The organism is Paenibacillus sp. FSL R5-0766, assembly GCF_037971845.1.
Lineage (GTDB): Bacteria > Bacillota > Bacilli > Paenibacillales > Paenibacillaceae > Paenibacillus.
Genome location: NZ_CP150227.1, coordinates 2,092,273 through 2,116,138 on the forward strand (window position 1 = coordinate 2,092,273; position 23,866 = coordinate 2,116,138).

Here is a 23,866-nt window from a genome sequence, read left to right on the forward strand (position 1 = left end):
GTCTATGCTCGCACTTGGCGAACATAGACTCCTGCTTTTTCTAATCCACTCATTTGAGTTTCCTTTTTCTTTTTACTCTGGTGGATTTTTGCGAAACGGGCCTGGGAATGGCTGGTTTTCTGGACATTCCGGGAGGTCTGTTGCGATATACATATAAGGCATACTCCAGCGGTTGAGTGATGGCTTTATAATAGATATCCCGCTCCCCGATGCGAGCGAATACTTCACGCGCAGGTTTGGGATTAACTTCAAGCAGGTAGATACGTCCACTTCTGTCAATCGCCAAATCGAGTGCCAGCTCACACAGGTCGCCATACGTATCTTCCAGAAACGAAGCAACATCAATGCCAAACGTCTCTGCAGTTGTGTTAATTTCTGCCCGGAGGTCGTCATCTTCGATCCATTGCTTCATGAGTCGGTTCATCGCTATTGCCTGACCGCCGCCATGCAGATTGGAGGTCACGCTTTTTTCTGCACCCATGCGTCCAGCACATCCAGTAAGCTCCCATTGTCCTTCACCATTCTTCTGAACGAGCATGCGATAATCATGCACACGTCCATTCGGAAGCTGAAGTTGAATGCCCTTTTGTACAAGATACTTGTCTTTCATGTTCCAGTGCTGGAGCAACGCGCCAAGTCGTGATAAATGAACTTTACGTGGAGTGATGATACGGCGCTTCTGATCCCGCCCCTGAACAAGCACCGTATTAGCCTCACTACTGCTGCGTTCAATGCGCAGAATACCACGTCCGCCTGTTCCATTAATGGGTTTGAGATAGACCAGGGAAGAAACTTTGAGCATCCGGTTTACATCGGACATATCCTGAAATAGAGCGGTTTCCGGCAGGTGTTCACGAAAGTTGGCTTTTTGCAAAAGGGTCTGGTGAATGGTCCATTTATTGCGCAGTGGCCTGTTCAGAAAGAGCAGATGCCCATATTTCTCACGAAAAGCCAGCAATTGCTGGAACCTTCGGTTACGCTGAATCCGGCAGCGATCAAAGATCAGGTCCGGGAATGATCGCCACTCCCTGGACCAGCCTTTTCCCTCATGAAAAACCATGGCTTCAATTTGTTTGCCGCCGGGGTGTACGTCGGCTGGTGTGAATACATAGATATCGAGTCCCCGCTTGCGCCCTTCAAGAATCATTCTGCGATAGACGCTTCGTTCTTCAAGAGCGCGATGTTCATTTAAGTACAACGTCATAATGCCCAGAACAGGTGAGGACACAAACAATCACCTTCTTTTTGCAGTATTCCTGTCTATCATCGTTTGGACTGACGGGCAAGATAAGCGCTGTAGTGAAATATACGTTCCAATGATCGCCGTCTGATCTGTGGTTCATCAAACTTCATGGGCTTTGCATTGGCTTCGAAGAACCAGAGTTCCCCCAGATCATCAATGCCCAGATCCATGGACATTTCTCCGAGTGTAAAACCTGATCCGCGTTCTACCTGTCTTGCGATCATTAATGAAGTGGATTTCACACGTTTCATCAGGGTCGTTGACATTTCTTCTCCAAAAAGCTCGGTCAGCAGCTTCTCAGGGTCTTCTACGCTCCCGCCGCGCGGCACATGAGTAGTAATGCTGCGGGAGCCAGCAAGTCGCGCTCCTACACCGGTTACGCTCCATTGGCCCTTGGTGTTCTTTTGTACAAGAACACGCAAATCGAAGGGGCGTTTACGAGAGGATGCCAGTTCAATGCCTTGTTGCATGATATAGGGCGTATGTCCCGTTTCTTTGCGAATTCGTGCCCATAACTTGGCAAGTGTAGCTGCTTTATAGGTTGTGCTTTTACGTGTGGTTTGTATTTTGAGTCGGTAGGGAAGCCGTTCTTTTTCCTGAAATTTAAGCATCATGATTCCTTTGCCAGCTTTGCCGCTCTCGGGCTTAAGGTACAGATAGGGATACGCCCGTAGAACCGCACCCAGAGAAGAAGCACTTCGCATCCGCCGAGTATAAGGGATCAGTTGCTGAGTGGATTTGGACTTCTTCAGCCATTCGAACAGATCCCATTTGTTGAAAAAGAAGGGGTTATACAGTTCGATTCCGGATTGCATGCATTCGTCAATTTTGCGCTGAACGGAAGGTTTTCCTTCGTCTTCCCGGTTGGGAATACGATTGTACAGAACATGGGGAAGGGGGAAAGGTTGTGAAACCCACTTTCCACTCCCCTTGTTGTACGTATATCCTTTCACGGTGGGACCACTCACATTCAGATCCCGAACAGTTACAATGTACACCACGTATCCCATGCTCTCGCCTGTCTGTAAGATATCCTGAAAATTTTGATGATTTCCCCTGAACATACGCTGTTTATCATGCATGGTCAAAACAGCAATGACAGGTTTGAAATCATCATGAAGGGTCATCAAATCTCTTCCTTCTTCCGGAACTTGCTCAAATACAGGCAGTGTTCCAAGATGTGCTCCACCGACGATTTGCCCTCCACCCGGAGTGAAGGGTGACGGAAAATGGAGCGCCCGGGTTTGGCGTTCGCTTCGAACATCCATACATGTTCCTCCTGATCAATGCCCAGATCAAAGCCAATCTCACCAATCAGATGCTGGTGCTGGGTTTCAATCGCCTGGGCCAGTGTAATAGCGACGGATTTGGCATGCTGAAGAACTTCTCCCGCACGATCGCCGAAGTTGCGACTGAGCGCCTGCTCAGGAGTCATTAGGGAGCCGCCATTTTTGATGTGTGTTGTGACGCTGCCACGTCCTGCCTTTTTGGCTCCAATTCCGACAACAACCCATTGATTGTTACCATTTTTGTGCATGTGAAAACGAAAATCAATTGGACATTCATCAATCTCAATTAGACGTATTCCCTGCTGAACGACATATCCGCGTAGCTGTTTGCCATGTCTTCCCTGAAGCATGCGCATCAGACTGTTGAAGGACCCAAAACGCAGGAGTGCATTACCGCCTTTTTTGCGATAACGTGCGAAATATCCACGTTTCGGCGAATAAGTCAGGCGGTAGATCCCGTTCCCCAGACTTCCGGCAGTAGGTTTATAGTAGACAAACTGATGGCGTTCCAACATTTCCTTCATCTGTTCCACCGACGGGTTGGTAATCGATTCAGGGATATACCGTCCTGCTGCCGGCTCGTTCTCCAGCAACGTATAGATATCCGATTTGTTGAAGAAGCTCCAGTTGAAGAACGGAATTTTTCGGCGAACAAATCGTTCCCGCAGCTGGTTGATTGCTGGTGAGAAGTCTGAGCGTCTGCTCGGCAATCGGTTGTAGACAACATCGGGCAGAGGTACCGTTCTGCGGGTAAAGCTTCCGTTTTCATTCAGAAAAAAACCGGATACCGTCTCATTCTGCCAATTGATATCCCGGGGAGTAAAGGCATAAATATAGGATTTTCGGCTGCCTTCACGGAGTAACTGTTTGATGAAACCAGTACGGGAACCGAATGGATTCGTGCTCGTCGCAGGCCCATCAGAGAGTACGCCGATCAGTGGACCTAACTGGACCTCATCATTTTGCAAATTCCGGAGATAAATACTGCCCCGTTTCGGAACGTTCATCATATTACGGATACCTGAAGCGAGATACAGATGTTTACCTGCTTTTTTGATTGGTTTGATCGTTGCAGGTACCCGGTCACGCCCGAAGCGAAGGTGCACCGTTTTTTTGCCGGACAGGTTGAGGCTCTTCATTAAAGCGTTGGATACATAAACCACTTTATCCGGTTGCTTGGTGAAATGCAGATTGCAAAAGGTCAAACTCATGATTTATCCTCCTATCCTGAAAAGATCCTTGGGCTCCATGGCAAGCGGGCGCTGCGGGCCTCAGCCGCCGTGAATCGGGATGGGTTTCAGGCCAGCTTTGCTGGATGTATTCGGCAATTTCATTGGACGAATGACGTCCGTGAGAACATGTTGTTGCAACAGATAACGGGCATAGGCAAGCGGCCGCGTATAAGTCAGGGTATGCATGCGTCGGTCGCCCGCTTCTGCAAATGAGGTGCGGCCTGGTTTGGAGTTAACTTCAATTAGCCAGAGTTGGCCCTCTGCATCTGCTCCGAAATCAAGCCCCAATTCGGCTAACCTGCCGAAACGGCTTTCCAGCAGGGTGGGGATAAGAGTAGCAGTCTGCCGGATGCTCTTCAGCAGAGTTTCCGTGCGGATCGTTCCATATCGCTGGAGCAGATATGCGTGGGCAGGATATGCTTTACCCCCACCGTGAAGATTGGACGTGAGTGAACCTTCGGGTCCTTCCCGTACCATACATCCGGTAAGTGTCCAGCGACCTTGCCCATTCTTTTGCATTAGAGCCCGTATGTCGAATGCTCTTCCATGATGGCTAAGCTCCAGATATGGCTGCACGATCATCTTACGCTCAGCCTGATGTAATGCTAGCCAGGAAGATACAGCCTGGGTATGGTTGAATGTAAGAATAAAGGGCTCATTGTCTTCGTTACGCCCCTCCACGATCCATGTCGATGGGGTCGTTCCCCGAGACAGGCGAAAAGTATTTTTGCCATGAGTCCCGGATACCGGTTTGAAGAACAGTCCTCTGGGCCAACGGTCCAGCCATGTTTCCCAAGGAATATGTGATCCGATCCGGGTTGTGGGAGCAAGTTGTGACCTCAAGTCAGGATTTCGGGACAACACACGATGCACCTCCCATTTTCCTGGAAGGGAAGCAGACCAATAACGATGTTGATCTGTGCCGTTGGTTGGTATCCATTCCTTAAGCTGTTGTCTGACGTACCTGGAGATTGGGCGAAGACAACGATCCATAATGAGATCGACTGCAGGAACAGGTACCGAATTCCACTTCCCTTGATGATAGGCATATCCCCATTGAAGAGGGAGATGGACTGCATCATTTGATATCGGGATCACAATAATCTGAAGGGCGTATCGTATGCTCCCCACACTGAGACGACGGCAGAAAAGTTCATCTGTAAAGGGAGGTGAGCCTTCGGTTGCACGTACCAGAATGGCCAGTGTCTTGGTCTGAGATGATGGAAACATTACGCTGCACCTCTCCTCTATCAGATTTGTTTCCAATAGGAAATAACTTTTCAAAAACCCGCCAGGTACGTAGAATATTCAAGCATGGCTTTGACGGAAGGGCGGATCTTGCTCTCACTCAGTGGTGTATTATCATTCTTGGATGGTTTGGAGTTGACTTCGAGCAGCCATACGCGCCCAGTGGTGTCCAGAGCCAGATCAATACCAAGTTCACCAAAATGGGCAGGGATGGCACTCTCAATCCCTTTTGCGATATCCAGTGCTGCGGTGTGCAATCCTGCATAAGCGGAAGCTTTGGCTGATCCAGACAACTGTGTTTTGGCAACAGCATCCTTGACGGTGCTGAGACTTCCACCCCGTGCCAGATTGGATACGTAGTGACTCCCGCCTGCAATCCGGGCGACGATGGAGGTTACACTCCATTTACCTGTACGGTTCTTTTGCACGAGCGCACGGAAATCCACGGGTCTGCCACTGTTGTCAATGAGAGTCAGCCCTTGTTGGATCTGATAACGCGTTGTTTTCATTTTCCCAGACATACTGGCATACAGTTTATCCAGAGAAGTATACGTTTGTTTCCGGGTGCCCCCGACGCCAGTCGCCAGAGTCAGGAAGCTTCCGTCCGTCTGACGTGAGACCCGGATAATCCCTTTACCCAAAGAACCACGTACGGGCTTCAGAAATACAACCGGATGTCGGTTGCACATCGTCTTGAGCAGGGCGGACGTCTTGAGTAAATGAGACTCGGGAAGAACTCGTTTAAGCGTTGAAATGGACTTGAGTGCGTCAAACACTTCGTTTTTGTCCAGAAACTTTTCATTGAAGGTTTGCGTGCCGTAGAGCGATTTTACTTCTTTCATAAAATGCTGTACGCTAGGTTTGTTCTCAAGCTTGCGGGACGTTAGCCGGTTATTGACGACGTCTGCTACAGGCAGAACAGTCTTTTTCCAGCCGTCATCATACACCCAGCCTTTCATATAACCCGTTACCGCTCCAATATCCTCCGGTGTGAAAAAGGATACATAGGCGCCTCGCTTACGGCAGGCGTTCACCAGTTCTTGACAGAACATCGTGATGGAGCCAAAGGGCCGATCGGGCTGATCGGGATAATCCTGGCTAACCAGTACACTGATGTAGGGTCCAAGGCGAAGCGTACGGCTGGCTGAACGATAGGATACCCTTAGAACCGAACGTGGAACGAGACCGGTCTTGCTGGCAACTGTCTGATTGATGCGCAGCCCGTCATACCTTGGTACCGGAATAACAGTGACTTCGCGGCGGAAAGAGCCAAATTGCAGCTGAAGCGGCCTTCCTGAAGGGATTTTAAGCGCCTTAAGCACCCCTTCGCCCAGCATGATGACGTCGTCCTGCAGGATGCCCGAGCCGGTAACCTGAATCGTTACTTTTTTAGTGGACATCACGGATCTCCTTCCGGGCGGCAACTTGATGTCTGATCTCGAAGTTGAACGGCATCTGAACATGGCATGTGCTTCATCATATGAGGACATATAACCCTTGGTGATTGACCCATATGGATAAAATGCATTTGATTTCGAGGCAGGTTATGGATGGCCTGTTTCAGATCGTCCTTGTTTGACAGCGGAGAAAAGCGTGTATTAACACGGATGAACAAACCAATCTGAGGAGGAATAATAGTGAACATTTATGACAAAGCCAATGATTTGGCCAAAGCACTGAGAGAAAGCAGCGAGGTGGAAGAGATTACTTCCGCGATGAAGCTGATTGAAGCTGATCCGGATGCAAAAGCAATGCTGGATAACTTCCGTGATCAACAAATGGAACTGCAACAACGTATGATGAGCGGCGATATGCCAGCTCCGGATGAGATGGAGAAAATGGAGAAATTGTTTGAAGTACTGAGCTTGAATCTGAATATCCGTCGCTTGTTTGACGCGGAGCGTCGCCTCAGTGTCATCATTGAAGACGTGAATAAAATTATTGCTGATAGCCTGGGTCATCTGTACGGTGGCGCTGAAGCGTAAAAAGGTAGTTCAAAAAGGTTGTCTTGTTTTTTTACCTGAACCTTTCATATTGGCTCCTTATCGTTCATAGACTAGACATATAGAGTCGATCAAGAACGAAGGAGCTGTGAATGGTGAAAAGATTGAAAAAAGCAAAACATGTAATCTATCTGCTTATTGCGTTGTCGATGCTGGTCATTGCACTGCCGCGGATTTCCTTTGCTGGAGGAATGGACTGGGTTAATATTTTTGGCATCGTATGGGTGCTGTTCTCCTTATTAATCGTTGGTGCACATCTGCATTTTATTCTCGGTGTAGATGAAGAGAAGAAGCGTGCACTGGAAGCCGTTCGCCGGGCAAAGCTGCGGCAGTGGGAGATGAAACTGCTGGACAAGCAGGAGCGGAGCGAGTCTGTATAAAGGATAGAATTACAATCCGTATGCCAGGGCCAACAGTGTTGGTTCTGCCTCTGGAACAAGACCGGATTCCCTTGCACATAAGGGGCCGGTCTTTTTGTTACATACAAGGATCAGGGAATAATCGGAAGATTGAATTCAAGCAGCCCATTTCCCAATAAGAATGGGATAGGAAGTGGGGTTATTTTCCTGACGTCGTGTTATAATAGGTACAGTATAGTACAGATGCATCTTCGGGGGTGGTACAGTTGGACGGACAGGAAGAGAACGTAACGAAGCATGAACAGTTACTTCAACATATTGAACAACTGAAGGTTGGCAGCAAAATATCAGTACGTGGTCTTGCGCGGGAGCTGGGTGTAAGTGAAGGGACAGCGTATCGTGCGGTGAAAGAGGCGGAGAACTTCGGGCTAGTCGTGACCAAGGAACGAATTGGAACGGTGCGGATCGAGAAGAGACCTCGGGGCATGTCGGAACAGTTGACCTTTGCTGATGTTGTGACCATTGTGGAAGGCCATGTGTTGGGGGGGAACGAAGGTCTCACCAAACCGCTGCACAAGTATGTGATTGGTGCGATGAAAGAACAGGCAATGGCCCGATATATTGACGCTGGGAGTCTGCTGATTGTGGGTAACCGTGAGGATGCTCACTCGCTTGCCCTCGAACAGGGGGCTGGCGTGTTGATTACGGGTGGTTTTGGGACAAGTCGTGAAGTAAGAATTATGGCTGACGAGCTTGGGCTACCGATTATTTCATCCAGACATGATACATTCACAGTGGCTTCAATGATTAACCGTGCGATCTTCGATCGGCTGATTAAGAAAAAAATTATGCTTGTTGAGGATATCATTGGTCAGAAACCTCGCTTGCAGGTATTGAAGGTGACCAGTTCAGCCGCAGATTTTCATATGTTGGTTTCAGAGACGGGTGAACATCGCTTCCCGGTGGTGGATGAATGGAACCGGGTCATCGGGATTGTGAGTCTGAAGGATGTTAGTGAGCTAAAAGAAGATCAAAGTATTGAGAAATGTGTGATACGCCGCCCGATTACGGCCTCATTGCAGACATCTCTTGCTTCTGCTGCCCAGATCATGACGTGGGAAGGCATCGATTTTCTGCCAATCGTGGATCGGAATCGCAAACTGATTGCGTCCGTCACACGCAAGGAAGTGCTTCAGGCCATGCGGGATGCACAGAAGCAACCACAACTGGGAGAGACGTTTGATCATTTGATCTGGAACGGGTTTGCCGAGGAGCGTGGTGAACAGAACGAATTGTTATTTCACGGATTCATCATTCCTCAGATGGCAACGGATCTGGGCACGATCTCCGAAGGTGTTCTGTTGAATGTGATGACACAGGCTGGCCGGCGGGCAGCGTGGGATGTTACAGGGAACGACCATGTGGTGGATAATGTAACGACGTATTTTGTTCGACCGGTACAGATTGAGGATCAGATCCTGGTTCGACCGTTAATTCTGGAAACCAGTCGTCGAACGTGCAAAATGGACATTGTGGTTACCCGTGAAGGCAGTGTGGTATGCAAAGCGGTAATGACATTGCAGTCGATTGACCATGCCTAGCAGGGTACGTTGCCTCGGGCATAGACAAAGAGAGTACTTCCTGATCAAGAAGCTCTGCCGGGTTGCGTTGTCGCGCGGTTCTGGCTTCGCTTAATGAAGGGGAAGTACTCTCTTTTTGCAGTCACAACGATTACGCTTCAACAAATCATGCAGATTGTCCGGAGGTTTTACCTGATCCGTTACTGGACCGTTGTTGAAGCCGCGCATAATAACTGCGGTTACGTATTCCGGCAAATACATTGTACGCACCCATAATCAGAAATAGCGCTTCCACAATCACAGATAAAGTGGAGCCCGTGAAGACAAACATCAGGATCAGGGCAAGCACGACAAGCATGCCACCCATCCAGATATTTGTCCACGAACGGTACAGACCGGCGCTGGTAGCATCCGAACTTCTGTGTGAACGAATACTGTTTAACGCTGCAAAAACCATGGCAACAGCAAAGATGGCGATTAGAGCATATTTGAGTACATCAATGAACACAAAGACGCAGCTCCTTTTCTGGAAAGCATTTACTGCCCTTATTGTACCATGCAGAGATGCAGACAAGGGCAGTTTTTTGCTGTTACGCAGGAACGTGCATGCGAATCTGTACCCAAACTTGCAGTACGCCTTCCATAACCAGCATCGTTTTGACCTGAACGGTGTACTCCTTTTCCCTGACCGAGTACACTTTCTGATTCAGCATGATTCGCGTCATTTTGCTATACTCATCGATGTTGAATACATCTCTGCCCCGAAGTACCTCAAGTTCGTCTCCGAGCTTCTGTAACATCACTTTCAGAGAAGCCTCGTCTGGCCCCTTATCCGATTCTTCTGCACGGACTTTGATTTCCTTGATAACGGTTTGGCGTTTACTGTATTTTTTCAGCGTTTTGATATCCTCCTCATTCTGATGCAGCTGAAGCTGCAGCTCCTGATTGTTCAGCCACAACGCATTGTAACTCAGGTGAAATACGCCGTTGTAGACGACACATCCAGCGATCATTCCCAGAACAAACACAGCGGTCATTCGCATCAGCGGGCGGTAACGGGAAAATGGCGGAATTCTCATGAACGCTGTTCCTGTCTCATATTAGCTCCGGCCTCCGCCGCACACCCATTTCACCAGCTCGGTTCCCATATGCGCGCCCATAAAAGCAGAGATCAAATACAGGATTTGTTTGACCGCGGGAGACAGGTTGCCATCCAGGAAATTGCTCTCGATGACACGCATGGGATCTATTGTGCCGCCAACAGCGGCTGCGAGTGCCCATATCTTTATTTTTCCAGAAATATCGAGCATCGTCTGTGTCGGAGGCTGAAGAGAGATCACTGCTCCAATACCTCCGATCATCGCGCCGCCCAGCACGATTCCAAACGCAATAAAGAAATCAAGAATGGCTTTGGACAAAAATGTGCTCACTGGCAACACCCCTTTCAGACCTAGCAGCACACCTCCTGTCTTCGGTCTGTCACAGGGGGAGCGGCTTGTACTTCTATTGTATGGGCGTGCCCCCAAACGTTATGATAAAATAGAATAATAAAGTCTCCTTTTAAGAGGTTGTTACAAATTCTAATATGGGGATTCCATTTTTTATTTGTTTAATTCATATATATGAGATAGATAGGGTAGCAGAGGGATCAGAAGATCGATGCTGCGACTATCTGCGGCGAAAGGAAGAAAAAAACATGAGTTCTTTTGTGCATTTGCACGTTCACAGCGAATACAGTTTGCTGGACGGCGCTGCGCGTATTCCGGATCTCGTGAATAAGGCTGCAGATCTCGGAATGACGACACTTGCGCTGACCGACCATGGCGTGATGTATGGTGCAATTCCTTTTTATAAAGCATGTATGGAGCGAGGCATCAAGCCGATTATAGGTTGCGAGGCATACATGACAGCAGGGTCCCGCAAAGAGCGGGGAAGCCGCAAGGATCAACCGATTCATCATTTGATTTTGCTGGCCAAAAATATGACGGGTTACCGTAATCTGATGAAATTGTGCTCCATTGGACATCTCGAAGGTTTTCATTACAAACCCCGTGTAGATATGGAAAGTCTGGCTGCCCATCACGAGGGTATTATCTGTCTAAGTGCGTGTCTTGGTGGTGAAGTACCACAACATTTGCTGCATGGGCGAGAAGAAGAGGCAAGACGTGCCGCGTTACGCTACAAAAATATCTTTGGTGCCGACTTCTATCTGGAACTTCAGGATCACGGGCTTTCCGAGCAAAAAAGGGTAAATCCGCAGTTGATCAAACTGGCGGCTGAGCTTGAGATTCCGCTTGTAGCGACCAATGATGCGCATTATCTGTCGGAAGAGGATGCTGAGCTTCAGGATGTGCTGATCTGTATCGGAACGGGCAAGACCGTGGATGATGAGACTCGGCTTCGGATTGGAACCAATCAGCTCTATCTGAAAAGTGAAGAAGAGATGGCTCGTTTGTTTCCTCATGTACCGGAAGCTCTGGCAAACACCGTCCGCATTGCGGATTCCTGTGAGTTGAAGCTGGAATTTGGCAAATCGATTTTGCCGGAATACAGACCGCTTCCCGATGGACTCAGCCCTTCGGCGTATCTGCGTCAGCTGTGCGAAGAAGGAATGGAGGAGCGTTATGCGCAGTCCACACGTTGGACAGATGCGGAGCTTCGATCCGAACTCGAACAACGATTGGCGTATGAGCTGGGTATAATCGACAGCATGGGATTCTCGGATTATTTCCTGATTGTCTGGGATTTTATCGCCTATGCACATAAGCAAGGCATTGTTACTGGACCAGGCCGTGGCTCCTCGGCAGGTAGTCTGGTAGCGTACACGTTGCATATTACCGATGTTGATCCGATGAAATACAACCTGCTCTTCGAACGATTCCTGAATCCCGAACGGATCTCGATGCCGGATATTGATATTGACTTCAGCGATGAGCGGCGGGATGAGGTCATTGATTATGTCGCGCATAAATATGGCAAAGCCCATGTCGCCCAGATTATTACCTTTGGAACGATGGCGGCCCGTGCAGCCGTACGTGATGTTGGACGGGCACTGAATGTGCCTTATGGTGAAGTGGACAAGGCTGCAAAGCTGATTCCGGCGCAACTTGGCATTAACATTGAGCGGGCCATGGAAGCTACACCTGAGCTGAAGGCGCTGTATGAAACCAAACCCAAAACGCGTGAACTGCTGGATATGGCAATGAAGGTCGAAGGTATGCCACGTCATGCTTCAACACATGCGGCGGGAGTGGTCATCTCCCGTGACCCGCTGACCGATACGGTGCCACTTCAGGAGGGCAGTGAAGGGACAGCGTTAACCCAGTATTCCATGGAAAACCTGGAGTCGATCGGGTTGCTTAAAATGGACTTTCTTGGTTTGCGTACCCTCTCAATCATTGAGCGGTGCGTACGCTGGATTGGGGAACATGGAGAAATTCCGGATTTCCGTCTTATTCCCGATGATGATCCGTTAACGTACGAGATGCTTGGGCGAGGGGACACGATGGGCATATTCCAACTGGAATCTGCCGGGGTACGCCGTGTGCTGAAAGAGATGAAGCCAAGTGGTTTTGAAGATGTAATCTCTGTACTTGCCTTGTACCGTCCGGGCCCGATGGAGTTCATATCCAAATACATTCAGGGCAAGCATGGACAGATTGAAGTGGATTACCCCCATGTGGATCTGGAGCCTATCCTTAAAGATACGTACGGCATCATCGTGTATCAGGAGCAGATCATGCAGATAGCCTCCCGGATGGCGGGTTTCTCGCTGGGTGAGGCAGATTTGCTTCGCAGAGCGGTCTCCAAGAAGAAACGGGAAGTGCTGGATCTGGAGCGTGGACACTTTGTACAAGGCAGCCTGAAACAAGGGTATAGCGAAGAAGAGGCAGACCTGGTCTATGATATGATCGTCAAGTTTGCCAACTATGGCTTCCCGCGTGCTCATGCCGCGGCATATGGTGTGCTTGCGTTCCAGACGGCGTATCTGAAGGCGCATTATCCGGTTCATTTTATGGCATCCATGTTAACAGCTGTAATGGGCAGTCATCGGAAAGTGGCAGAGTACGTGGTGGAATGTCGGCGTATGGACATGGAGGTGCTTCCTCCGGATGTGAATGAGAGCGGTATTCTGTTTACACCTGTATTTGTGCCGTCCGGCAGCGCAGGAGCCGGGGATCAGAGCAATGCATCGCAGCAGACTGCGGGAGCAGATGCAGAGAGTGACGCCGGAAGCCCTGCCGATGAACATGCCGCGAATGGTAACGGGAGTTCCTTGAGGGAAGATCACGTTCATGAGCATGATGGGCATTCGGGACAAGCCGAATATGGTGAAGCACCTCTGCCGGATGATCCCGGTCCTGGACCGGAAGAGAACAGTGGGGAATATGAGTGGCAGGCAGCAACATCCATGCCTGAGACATCCGACAACCGGAAGGAACCTGGATTGGTGACGGCTTCTTCAATGGAAAATGGTAATAACGAAGGACAAGAGGTGTCTTCTTCGCGCGCGGAACAAGAGGAACTGTCCTCTGTGGAGAAGAACATTGCAGTGTCTAATGATAATTCGGATGAGGAAAAATTAACGGGTGCAATACGATTTGGTCTGGCCGCTGTGAAAAATGTCGGTACCCAGGCAATGGAAAGCATTATGATCGTAAGGCAGGAGAGACCGTTCGACAGTTTGCTCGATTTTTGTCGTCGTGTGGATCTGCGTGTATGCAACAAACGTGTGATTGAATCGCTGATCCAGGCCGGAGCTTTTGATACACTACCTGGGCACCGGGCCCAGTTGCTCGCGATGCTGGATGAGACTGTTGAAGCGGCTCTGAAATGGCGCAAGGAACGCGAGGATCTGCAGATTCAATTGTTCGACTTTGTTGAGACGCCGAACTGGGAGATTGAGTATCCGGATATTCCTCCTTATTCCTCAGGGCAACAACTGGAGTTAGAGCGTGAGTTGTTAGGCTTGTATCTCTCCGGGCATCCGCTGGATGACTATGAAGATGTGCTGGAATCGAGTGGGGCTGACCGGATCATGGAGCTGACCGAGGCGGCAGACGACACGATGACCGTCGCCGCGGGTATGGTTGTGTCTGTGAAGTCGATTACGACGAAACAGGGCAAGGCTATGGCGTTCATGGAGCTGGAAGACCAGATTGAACGCTGTGAAGTGGTTCTCTTTCCCGAGGTATGGCGGCGTAGCCAGCAACATGTCGGGAAAGGTGAACTGCTCGTCGTGCGTGCCAAAGTGCAGCAGCAGGACGAAGGGTTTAAGCTGCTGGCTGAGGAAGTGGTGCCGTTGTCACCGGCGGCACTGGAGCAGCAGCTGCGCAGCCGTGACCGGCGCGTCAAGCCCGGCAGCGGCAGCTCTTCGCGCCCGGCGCAGGCGGCTTCGCCGCGGCGACCAGCGGGCGCAGGAGCCGAAGCGCAGCGCAGCAGCGCAGGCGGGGATGCTTCCGCTGCGCGTAGCAGCGGGAGCCAAGGCTCAGCAGCGACGCGCAGCGATGCGGGGGGGACGGGCGCAGCCACGGCGGCGGCTTCCCGGCCTGGCGGTGCCGCTGAGGCGACAGGCAGCCCGGAGCAGAGTCGCGAACCGCGGGCCGTGGAGCAGCGGGTGTTCGTGAAGATTGCCCCGCATGCGGAGAAGCCTGAGCTTCTGGCACGTCTGAAGCAGCTGCTTCAGGAGCATCCCGGACCTGTGGCGACAGTGCTCTTCTATGAGCAGCAGCAGAAGCTGCTTGCGCTGAGCGATGCCTACCGGATTAAGCCATCACCAACCTTGTTCTCCGAGATGGAGAAAATGCTGGGTGAAGGCACGGTCAAAATTAAATAAGAGGCTGTTCCATAAGTGATAGCACTTATCCATATTATGAAACCTGTTTGGCTCAATGCTGAACAGGTTTTTTTGTGATTATTTTAGCGCGGTTCCCTGACGACAGGGTTTAAACAAACGAATTGCAGACTTGTTATAGGCCAGCTACAGTTCAGCGCTGAATGTACAAACCTGCAACAAGTCAAGGATGTGATAGGTCTCAACCATCCACACATTTTATGAACATTTTAACAGGTTGCTGCATACACTTGAGAACACCGAAGGACCTCGCGGTCCTCGGGGGATTGATGCGGGAGGTCGAGATATGTCATATGAAATCGTAGAAGCCATGCTGGCCCGGCGGGGTGTACAGATTGATGCAATCGCAGCAATTGTATACCGTCTGCAAAAAGGGTACCACCCCGAACTGACCTTGGACGACTGTGTAACCAGCGTGAAATCTGTTCTGCAGAAACGAGAGGTGCAATATACGCTCTATACGGGTATTGCTCTCGACGAACTTGCGGAGAAAAAACTCTTGCCCCAACCGTTACAGGCTATTATGGAAGCGGATGAATCCCTGTATGGAGTGGACGAGACTCTGGCCCTCGGCATTACTCATGTGTATGGTATGATTGGTTTAACCAGCTTTGGTTACCTGGATAAAGAAAAAATAGGTGTAATTCATGATTTGAACGAACACACAACAGCCATTCATGTCTTTTTGGATGATCTGGTCGCAGGGGTGGCCGCTGCGGCTTCTGCCCGGATTGCACACAAAAATATTAAAGCCAAAAAATACCCCTCAGACCTTTAACCCCCTGTATTTCCATGCTTGTCTGTTATGGTCAATCTAATGGCTCATATGAAGGTCTTCAAGGGCGGCTGACGCTGCCCTGATAAGCTTGCGGCTGCTTATGGAAGAGGTAGGAACAAGAAGATTTCGTCAACCATATGAGTTATTCGTGGGGGACTAATGTCCCTCATGATCCCAAATTCTCCCCAAAGGTCCCGAACCCTTTCTTGCAGAAAAAAAGTGAGGTATGTTATCATTAGTCCAATATACGGGCTCTGAACATTAGCTTAGGGGGCGGACAAGGCATGTGGACGGTGATTTACATTGCACCGACAGCAAAGGTTGCGGACAAGATCAAGACCAAGCTTTCGGAAGAAGGTTTTCTGGTACAGACCCGTCCCATCAGTTTATCCAAGCAGCAATTTGAGATTCGCGTCCCTTCTGGGGAATTGGAAGAGGTCCAGGAAGTGTTGAATTCCATTCTGCATTCCTGATTTGTTCGACATCAACGTGCCTTGGCAGATGAAGAAGTACCATCGGTACATAAGGGACTAATCGCGTAAGCGGAGAGAGGAATCGACTTGCATGTATTGTATGCTGCTGTCCTTCCTTCTTTTTTTGTTAGGACAAGGACCGACCTGGTTGCTCCCGGAGACCCTACCAAGATAGATTCAAACATCGGCGCAACAATCTTTCGGTTTTTGCAGGTAACATCAATCGTGCTGACAGAAGCCGCTGATCCTTGCCCTGTACCGGCGGATTTTTTGTTGTGAATGCTGGACAAGGCCCATGGCAGCGTGTGGGTCGTAAGCGGTTTACCGTAGCACGCGGATGAAGCTGCCACAAGCAGCGCTCTGCAGGTTGCGGCCATCAAATCAACGGCTGGAGAGGTGTAGTTGTGTTCAAAGATATATTCCAGAAGAAACGGAAGTACGCTACCATACCTTCCGAGCGTGCACTTCCCGGCGAAGGCCAGGAAGTCCTAGAACGCCCAAAACGTGAAATACCTGAAGGGCTTATGAACAAGTGCAGCAAATGCGGCACCATTCAATATAGCAAGGAATTGGAGAAAAATCTGAAAGTATGTCCTGCCTGTGGTTACCATATGCGTCTTAACGCTATGGAGCGCATTGCTATGGTACTTGATGATCAAGGATTTGTTGAGTTTGATGCTGATATGATATCGGTTGATCCACTTGGCTTTCCTGGATATAGCAACAAATTGGAACAACAGCGTCTGAAATCAGGCCTGAAGGAAGCGGTAATTACAGGGGAAGGAACCATTGAGGGCCTGCCTGTAGTTGTGGCTGTCATGAGCTTTGATTTCTTCACAGGCAGCATGGGTTCTGTTGTAGGGGAGAAAATTACCCGTGCCGTTGAGCATGCAACAGAGAAACGGTTACCATTGATTATTTTCTCTACATCAGGTGGTGCCCGGATGCAAGAGAGTATTCTCAGCCTCATGCAAATGGCCAAAACAAGCGCAGCGTTATCCCGTTTGGATGAACAGGGCGGGCTGTACATTTCGGTCATTACGGACCCAACGACAGGTGGAGTCTCGGCAAGTTTTGCGAGCCTGGGCGATATTAATATTGCCGAACCTGGCGCTGTATTTGGTTTTGCCGGCAGAATCGTTATCGAACAGACGATCCGTCAGAAGTTACCTGATGATTTCCAGACGGCTGAATTTAATATGCAACATGGTCAGTTGGACATGGTTGTGCACCGGAAAGAGCTTCGGGCCACGCTTGGCAAGCTTCTGGATATGCATAGTGAAAAAGGAGGGGTCTAAATGGCGGGTGAGTTGCCATATGAAGCGCCTCTGGTTGAGATGCGCAAAAAGATTGATGAACTCGTACAGTTTGGACAGGAAAAAGGCATCGACTTCACGGACGAGATTGCCCGCCTGGAAGAACGTTACCATAGACTTGAAGAAGAGATCTACACTGGCATAACAGCAGCTCAGAAGATGCATCTGGCCCGTCATCAGCAGCGCCCAACGGCGCTGGACCTGATCCAGCTGATATTTACGGACTTCATTGAGCTGCACGGTGATCGCATGTTCGGAGACGATCTTGCGGTTGTTGGCGGACTTGCCAAGCTGAATGGAAAGACAGTAACGGTAATCGGACAACAGCGGGGGAAAGACACGAAGGATAATATCGCCCGCTTTTTCGGCAGCGCTCATCCAGAAGGTTTCCGAAAAGGACTTCGTCTGATGAAACAAGCGAACAAATTTGGCCGTCCTATTATTACGTTTATTGATACTAAAGGGGCGTATCCGGGTAATACTGCAGAAGAGAGAGGTCAATCGGAAGCGATTGCTCGCAACCTGATGGAGATGGCGAAGCTATCGGTTCCTGTTATTGTTGTGGTCATCGGCGAAGGTGGAAGCGGCGGTGCCCTCGCTATGGCTGTGGGTAATCGTGTGTTGATGCTGGAACATGCGATCTATTCTGCAATCTCTCCAAACGGCGCTGCTTCGATTCTCTGGAAGGATGCATCCAAGGCAGATCAGGCGGCTGAAGCCATGAAAATAACAGCCAAAGACCTGCTGGAGATGGAAGTCATTGAAGAGATTGTCCCTGAGCCACGCGGCGGTGCTCATCGGGATTATGAAGCGTCTGCTGCTTTCATCAGTGAAGCCTTGGTCCGTCATCTCGACGATATGAAGAGTTGGAGCGGGGATCAGCTGAAACAGGATCGTTATGAGAAATTCCGTAAAATTGGATCGGTGACGTTTGAACCTCAAGCATCCATTGAAGCCCCTCAAGAGCTTGTAAAAGTCGATGTTGCGAGTAATTTGTCGGGAAATGCTGAATAATGTGACGAATTTCCTATACAAATGAGCAAAAGTATAGTAAATTTAATAGTTGGAAAAAGAAAAATAGATAAAGAGTAATACCTTTAAAATCGGAGGAAACCCAAAATGCGTAAAACGAAAATTGTATGTACCATTGGTCCATCCAGTGAATCTCTGGAGAACACCAAAAAATTGATTATGGCCGGTATGAATGTGGCCCGTCTGAACTTCTCCCACGGTGATTTCGATGAGCACGGCGGACGGATCATTGCGATTCGCCAAGCATGCGAAGAGTTGAACAAAACAGTAGCGATCCTGCTGGACACCAAAGGACCGGAAATTCGGACAGGTAAACTCGAAGTTGAACCGATCGAATTGGTTCAAGACGAGTACATCACTTTGACAACAGAAGAAATTCTGGGCACCAAAGAACGTCTTTCCATTACGTATACAGATCTTCCGAATGATGTTGAACCGGGATCTACAATTCTGATCGACGACGGTCTGATCGGACTGACTGTGGTGGAAGTGCAAGGCACCGAGATCAAATGCCGTATCGTTAACGGCGGATCGATCAAAAGCAAAAAAGGTGTTAACGTTCCGGGCGTTGCCATTTCTCTGCCGGGTATCACCGAGAAAGACGCTAACGATATCGTATTTGGTATCGAACAAGGTGTCGATTTCATCGCGGCTTCTTTTGTACGTAAAGCAAGTGACGTACTTGAGATTCGTGAATTGCTTGAAAAACACAATGCTGGACATATCCAAATCATCTCCAAAATCGAAAACCAACAAGGTGTCGATAACCTCGACGAAATCCTTGAAGTGTCTGACGGCCTGATGGTTGCTCGTGGAGACCTGGGTGTTGAGATTCCTGCGGAAGAAGTACCATTGGTACAAAAACGCATGATCCAAAAATGTAATGTTGCAGGTAAACCGGTTATCACAGCTACACAAATGCTGGATTCCATGCAGCGTAACCCGCGTCCAACACGTGCGGAAGCAAGTGACGTGGCGAATGCGATCTTCGACGGTACGGACGCAATCATGTTGTCTGGTGAGACAGCTGCGGGTAAATACCCAGTTGAATCTGTTCTGACGATGTCCCGTATTGCTGAAAAAGCAGAATCTGCTCTGCCTTACCAAGAGTTGTACCTGAAACAACGTGTTGCTCAACAAACAACAGTTACAGAAGCAATCAGCCAATCGGTTGCTCTCCAAGCTCAAGATTTGAACGCAAAAGCGATCATCACTTCGACTGAATCAGGACATACTGCACGCATGATTTCCAAGTATCGTCCAGAATCTCCAATCATCGCTGTGACTACGGAAGACAGAACTTCCCGTCGTTTAGCTCTGGCTTGGGGTGTAACTCCTGTCAAAGGAAGACTGGTTGATTCCACGGATGCTTTGTTCGAAAACGCAATTGAAGGCGGCGTAAAATCCGGACTTGTTAAAGAAGGAGACCTGGTTGTGATCACAGCAGGTGTACCTTTGGGTCGTTCCGGTTCTACCAACCTGATTAAAGTAAGCCAAATTCCAAACAACGCTTAATAGCGTCTTGGATGGAGAAGCAACAGGAAAGAAGCAATGGGGCGTTCTTGTCCCGTTGCTTTTTTTTCCATCTTATTGACACTTTACAACCATGTAACACGTATGAATGATAGAACGGAGGAGGCCGATAACGTGCGAGAACAGAGCAATGGTAGCTGGTATGCGGCACGTCTTCGTGTACGCTATCAAGAAAGTGACCAGATGGGCGTGGTCTACCACGCGAACTATTTGAATTGGTTTGAAATCGGTCGAACTGAGATGATTCGCCAAATGGGGTATACATATCGTAAAATGGAGGAACAGGGGTTACTGCTTCCCGTAACCGGACTGGATGTGAAGTATCACAAGCCTGCCCGATATGATGATGAGATTATCATTTTCACCCGTATTGCTGCATTTAGTGGTCTGCGACTGAACTATGAGTATGACGTAAGACGCATGTCTGAAGAACCTGATGAGCATATGGCGATTGGAGAACGGGTATGGTCAGCTGATGAATCACTCCCCGGTGAAAGGCTAGTTACAGGTTCTACCCAGCATGTATGGGTGAATGGGGACTGGAAGCCAGTTCGGCTGGATAAGGCAGCCTCTGAGCTATACAGCTCGCTTGAAAAGGTGTGGCTTTCTGGAAAGGGGTAATACGTCAATGCGAAAATGGATGTGGGCTTTACTCTTAATCATTCCGGTGATTGAATTATTTGGTTTTATTCTGATGAGTGACTGGATCGGAGCCGGAAAGACATTGCTTCTCATGATTCTCACGTCCTTGATTGGTATAGCAATGTTGCAGTTTGAAGGGCGAAAAGTACTTGTGGACGCCAAATCCGAGATGGAACGTGGCAAGGTACCTGGAAGAAAAATGGTCGATGGTCTTTTTATTTTTGTCGGTGGTTTCTTGCTTTTGATTCCAGGTTTTGTAACGGATCTGATCGGGTTTACACTAATATTTCCATTAACACGTCCGGTTTACCGTCTGTTCTTCCTGGGGTGGCTGGAGAAAAAAATGAAAAGTGGAAAAATTACGTTTTATCGTCGTCCGAAATGAAACACTAGTTGTTTTGCATAATGGAAGAGGCTCCGCTCAGCAGATAATTTCTGTTGAATGAAGCCTTTTTCTATTTTCCTGCGTGCTCATAAGATGATGCCTCATCGGACACGTCCGTTGATGATATACGTTCTGAGGTCGCGTAATACGTTAGCCCGATTGAACGCATCGAGAATCACGAGACTGACAGGGCCAATAATCAAGCCCAGAACACCGAACAACTTCAAACCTACAAACATGCCAACGAGCGTGGCGAGTGGGTCGAGCCCTACACTGCTTGCAAGTACCTTTGGTTCAATAATCTGACGAGCGATCAGTAAGATCAGATAAATAATACTAATGCCAATACCCAGATACAGGTCCCCATTCATAAAGAGGTATGCTGCCCAAGGCACCATGACAAGGCCAACACCCAGATAAGGAAGCAGATCGACCAAACCAATCATCAGAGCGATGGTGAAGGCTGAATTAACTTGCAATATAAGCAGCCCAATCATGACGAATAGTGCTGTAATCGAGATCATGATTAATTGTGCTCTTGCGTATCCGAACAGGGCCTTCTTAAGGTCAGTCCATATGTCGGAGATCGGCTTGCGAATGGAAGAGGGCACCCATCCCGATACGGTGATGTTGTGCCTGGTCCAACTTTTGCTAATGAAGAATGTAGACAACAGAACAACGATTAATACCGCGCCCATGTTCGGCAGGGAGGTCAGCAGACTCAGAATCATATTGAAAAATCCGGTGACCAGATCTGTCACGGCTGTACCCACCGTCTCAGTCGTTTTACTAATATTGCTGTTGATGGTTTCCTGATAGTTGGGATTTTCCTTGTAAAATTCATTGATCTGCGCAGTCAAACTTTGAATGGTGTCATTCTGGGTCCAGCGCACAAATGTGTCCTTGATCTCATCAACATGAAGATCAAAGCTTGTCGTAAGTGAAATGACTTCTTTTACCATGCGGGTAATCGCCGCAGACAGCACTACCGCAATGGCTCCAAAATAAAGGATCAATGAAAGAGTTACAGCCAGCCAGCGGGGGAAACGTGCCCGATGCTGAAGCAGTTTCACTAATGGATTCATGGCATAGGCGATAATCCAGGCAATCGCAAAAGGGTACAAAAGCGGGAACAACAAGTATATGGCAACGGCGATCAGAACGGCCGCAATGATAACCCATAAGCCACGGAGCAGGCGTTTCAGTATTATTCTATCCAAGCATCAACTCTCCTTATTTCAATTAAGCCGACCTATGTATGATCCATAAAGCAGTATTAGAAATAGATGGCTATCTTAATTAATATAGAGCATTTACAAGGTTTTGAAACGCCGGGATGTTACCAGATCTTGTTCAAAAGCGGACTTTTGAACAAGATCTGCGGGGATTCTTTCTTTTGCCTAGAGTATGCCTTAGTATTACAGAATATAGCAATAGAAAGTTCTTCATACGACAGGATTGGTTAAAAAACATTAAATGTCAACCTTGTTTTTGTAAAGGCTTTCAAAAATGCTTTATCGGACCGATAAAGAAGTTTGATGTGCGAATGAACTCTCATCATGTTCACATAAACGACAAAATCCAGTATGATGTTATAAGTAAATACCGATTGACAGATAGGAAAACCGTAGTCTGAAATATTTGTTAATTTTAAAATGAAAATGTTTACAAAAAGAGATTAGGTGCATTTTGGCACTTATATGACACTCTGGAATGGTTCCTGATTTCGCTTATTAAAGGAGAGATGTATATGACAGCTACCAAAGGTCTGGAAGGCATCGTTGCAACAACCTCTTCGATCAGTTCTATTGTAGACGGTGTGCTCACATACCGTGGTTACGATATCGACGATTTGGCTGAACATGCCAGCTTTGAAGAAGTTGCCTATTTGTTGTGGTTTGGTAAATTGCCAACAACGGATGAACTGAAATCCCTTCGTAAAAGCCTGAGCGATTACGCGCCGATTCCGAGCGAGTTGATTGCACAAATCCAATTGTATCCGAAAAACGTCAGTACCATGGCAGCACTTCGTTCCGCTGTCTCTGCACTTGCACTGTACGACGAGCAAGCGGATGAGATGACAACGGAAGCGAATGAGAACAAAGCGGTTAAGTTGCAAGCACAGTTGCCAACGATTGTGGCAGCCATCGCCCGTATCCGTCAGGGCAAAGAACCTGTGGCTCCAAAAGAAGGCGCTTCCATCGCAGAGAACTTTTTATATATGATGACTGGTGAAGAACCATCCGAGACCGCAGTGAAAGCATTGGATCAAGCCCTTGTCCTGCATGCGGATCACGAGTTAAACGCATCAACATTTGCAGCCCGTGTAACGGTTGCTACGCTGTCAGATATCTATTCCGGTGTAACTTCCGCCATTGGCGCACTGAAGGGACCACTGCATGGCGGTGCTAACGAAGCTGTTATGAAAATGTTGAATGAGATCGGTACGCCTGATCGTCTTGAAGCGGCAATTCAGGAAAAACTGAATAATCGTGAAAAAATCATGGGCTTTGGACATCGGGTGTACAAAAACGGTGATCCACGCGCCAAACATCTACAGAAGATGTCCAAAGAACTTGGCGAGATGAACAATGATACGCGCTTGTATGATATGTCTGTGAAGATCGAGGAACTGGTAACAGGACAAAAAGGACTGAAGCCTAACGTAGACTTCTATTCTGCTTCTGTATATACCCAACTGGAGATCGAACAGGAATTGTTCACTCCGATCTTTGCCATCAGCCGGGTGTCTGGATGGACTGCGCATATTTTGGAACAGCTTGCTGACAATCGCATCATTCGTCCACGTGCGGAGTACACTGGCCCTACAGAACAGAAATACGTTTCTATTGAACTTCGCTAATAGCGGTAAAAACAGTATAATAATATAGACGAGGTG

Annotated in this window: 21 protein-coding genes; 12 read left to right on the forward strand and 9 right to left on the reverse strand. The window is 48.6% G+C overall.

Annotation, left to right across the window (positions count from 1 at the left end; all coding sequences use genetic code 11):
* Positions 1 to 49: 49 nt before the first annotated feature.
* From MKY66_RS09535 to MKY66_RS09555, 5 genes are read right to left on the reverse strand one after another with little or no spacing between them, the layout of a single operon-like run.
* Positions 50 to 1,228: a YheC/YheD family protein gene (locus MKY66_RS09535; protein ID WP_076209109.1), complete on the reverse strand. Its 1,179-nt coding sequence runs from the start codon at positions 1,226 to 1,228 to the stop codon at positions 50 to 52.
* A 35-nt stretch (positions 1,229 to 1,263) separates the two neighbouring features.
* On the reverse strand, positions 1,264 to 2,370 hold the full coding sequence (locus tag MKY66_RS09540) for a YheC/YheD family protein (protein WP_076209108.1): 1,107 nt from the start codon (positions 2,368 to 2,370) through the stop codon (positions 1,264 to 1,266).
* Complete coding sequence (locus MKY66_RS09545) at positions 2,370 to 3,743, reverse strand: YheC/YheD family protein (protein WP_074094374.1); 1,374 nt, start codon at positions 3,741 to 3,743, stop codon at positions 2,370 to 2,372. The genes MKY66_RS09540 and MKY66_RS09545 overlap by 1 nt, the downstream gene beginning before the upstream one ends.
* 60 nt (positions 3,744 to 3,803) lie before the next feature.
* A complete protein-coding gene (locus MKY66_RS09550) occupies positions 3,804 to 4,994 on the reverse strand; it encodes a YheC/YheD family protein (protein ID WP_076209107.1) in 1,191 nt (396 codons plus the stop codon).
* 50 nt (positions 4,995 to 5,044) lie between these two features.
* Entirely contained in the window at positions 5,045 to 6,412 is a 1,368-nt protein-coding gene (locus tag MKY66_RS09555; protein ID WP_076209106.1) for a YheC/YheD family protein, read from the reverse strand.
* A gap of 237 nt (positions 6,413 to 6,649) precedes the next feature.
* Between MKY66_RS09555 and MKY66_RS09560 the strand changes: the two genes are divergently transcribed.
* The 3 genes from MKY66_RS09560 (at position 6,650) to MKY66_RS09570 (ending at position 8,975) form a co-directional block, all read left to right on the forward strand.
* Positions 6,650 to 6,997 carry a YlbF family regulator gene (locus MKY66_RS09560; RefSeq protein WP_036609862.1) on the forward strand — a complete coding sequence of 116 codons (348 nt, stop codon included), beginning with the start codon at positions 6,650 to 6,652 and terminating at the stop codon, positions 6,995 to 6,997.
* Between the two features lie 113 nt (positions 6,998 to 7,110).
* Positions 7,111 to 7,395, forward strand: coding sequence for a hypothetical protein (locus tag MKY66_RS09565; protein WP_085981456.1), 285 nt, complete (start codon positions 7,111 to 7,113; stop codon positions 7,393 to 7,395).
* A 245-nt stretch (positions 7,396 to 7,640) separates the two neighbouring features.
* The gene (locus MKY66_RS09570) at positions 7,641 to 8,975 is read left to right on the forward strand and encodes a DRTGG domain-containing protein (RefSeq protein ID WP_076209105.1); all 1,335 of its coding nucleotides are present in this window, start codon (positions 7,641 to 7,643) and stop codon (positions 8,973 to 8,975) included.
* A 145-nt stretch (positions 8,976 to 9,120) separates the two neighbouring features.
* Here the strand turns inward: MKY66_RS09570 and MKY66_RS09575 are convergent, their stop codons facing one another.
* From MKY66_RS09575 to MKY66_RS09585, 3 genes are all read right to left on the reverse strand, one after another.
* Positions 9,121 to 9,462, reverse strand: a complete 342-nt coding sequence (locus MKY66_RS09575; RefSeq protein ID WP_036609858.1) for a YtpI family protein — start codon at positions 9,460 to 9,462, stop codon at positions 9,121 to 9,123.
* A gap of 82 nt (positions 9,463 to 9,544) precedes the next feature.
* Positions 9,545 to 10,033, reverse strand: coding sequence for a hypothetical protein (locus MKY66_RS09580; protein ID WP_017689500.1), 489 nt, complete (start codon positions 10,031 to 10,033; stop codon positions 9,545 to 9,547).
* 21 nt (positions 10,034 to 10,054) lie between these two features.
* Complete coding sequence (locus tag MKY66_RS09585; protein WP_026081169.1) at positions 10,055 to 10,384, reverse strand: YtrH family sporulation protein; 330 nt, start codon at positions 10,382 to 10,384, stop codon at positions 10,055 to 10,057.
* 266 nt (positions 10,385 to 10,650) lie between these two features.
* Between MKY66_RS09585 and MKY66_RS09590 the strand changes: the two genes are divergently transcribed.
* From MKY66_RS09590 to MKY66_RS09625, 8 genes are all read left to right on the forward strand, one after another.
* On the forward strand, positions 10,651 to 14,790 hold the full coding sequence (locus MKY66_RS09590; protein WP_256704115.1) for a DNA polymerase III subunit alpha: 4,140 nt from the start codon (positions 10,651 to 10,653) through the stop codon (positions 14,788 to 14,790).
* 304 nt (positions 14,791 to 15,094) lie between these two features.
* Positions 15,095 to 15,586 carry a phosphatidylglycerophosphatase A gene (locus tag MKY66_RS09595; RefSeq protein WP_076209104.1) on the forward strand — a complete coding sequence of 164 codons (492 nt, stop codon included), beginning with the start codon at positions 15,095 to 15,097 and terminating at the stop codon, positions 15,584 to 15,586.
* Between the two features lie 284 nt (positions 15,587 to 15,870).
* Entirely contained in the window at positions 15,871 to 16,059 is a 189-nt protein-coding gene (locus MKY66_RS09600) for a hypothetical protein (protein ID WP_017689496.1), read from the forward strand.
* Positions 16,060 to 16,463: 404 nt separating this feature from the next.
* Entirely contained in the window at positions 16,464 to 17,357 is an 894-nt protein-coding gene (accD, locus tag MKY66_RS09605) for an acetyl-CoA carboxylase, carboxyltransferase subunit beta (RefSeq protein ID WP_076209103.1), read from the forward strand.
* Complete coding sequence (locus tag MKY66_RS09610) at positions 17,358 to 18,389, forward strand: acetyl-CoA carboxylase carboxyltransferase subunit alpha (protein ID WP_076209102.1); 1,032 nt, start codon at positions 17,358 to 17,360, stop codon at positions 18,387 to 18,389.
* Between the two features lie 105 nt (positions 18,390 to 18,494).
* Complete coding sequence (gene pyk, locus MKY66_RS09615; protein ID WP_017689492.1) at positions 18,495 to 19,922, forward strand: pyruvate kinase; 1,428 nt, start codon at positions 18,495 to 18,497, stop codon at positions 19,920 to 19,922.
* Between the two features lie 102 nt (positions 19,923 to 20,024).
* Positions 20,025 to 20,561, forward strand: coding sequence for a thioesterase family protein (locus MKY66_RS09620; RefSeq protein ID WP_076209509.1), 537 nt, complete (start codon positions 20,025 to 20,027; stop codon positions 20,559 to 20,561).
* A gap of 7 nt (positions 20,562 to 20,568) precedes the next feature.
* Entirely contained in the window at positions 20,569 to 20,967 is a 399-nt protein-coding gene (locus tag MKY66_RS09625; protein WP_076209101.1) for an FxsA family protein, read from the forward strand.
* A 101-nt stretch (positions 20,968 to 21,068) separates the two neighbouring features.
* Here MKY66_RS09625 and ytvI read toward each other — a convergent pair whose 3' ends face one another.
* On the reverse strand, positions 21,069 to 22,187 hold the full coding sequence (gene ytvI / locus MKY66_RS09630) for a sporulation integral membrane protein YtvI (protein WP_076209100.1): 1,119 nt from the start codon (positions 22,185 to 22,187) through the stop codon (positions 21,069 to 21,071).
* 530 nt (positions 22,188 to 22,717) lie between these two features.
* Between ytvI and citZ the strand changes: the two genes are divergently transcribed.
* Positions 22,718 to 23,830 (forward strand): citrate synthase, encoded by a 1,113-nt coding sequence (gene citZ, locus MKY66_RS09635; RefSeq protein ID WP_017689488.1) that lies wholly within the window; start codon positions 22,718 to 22,720, stop codon positions 23,828 to 23,830.
* The last annotated feature ends 36 nt before the right edge of the window (positions 23,831 to 23,866 follow it).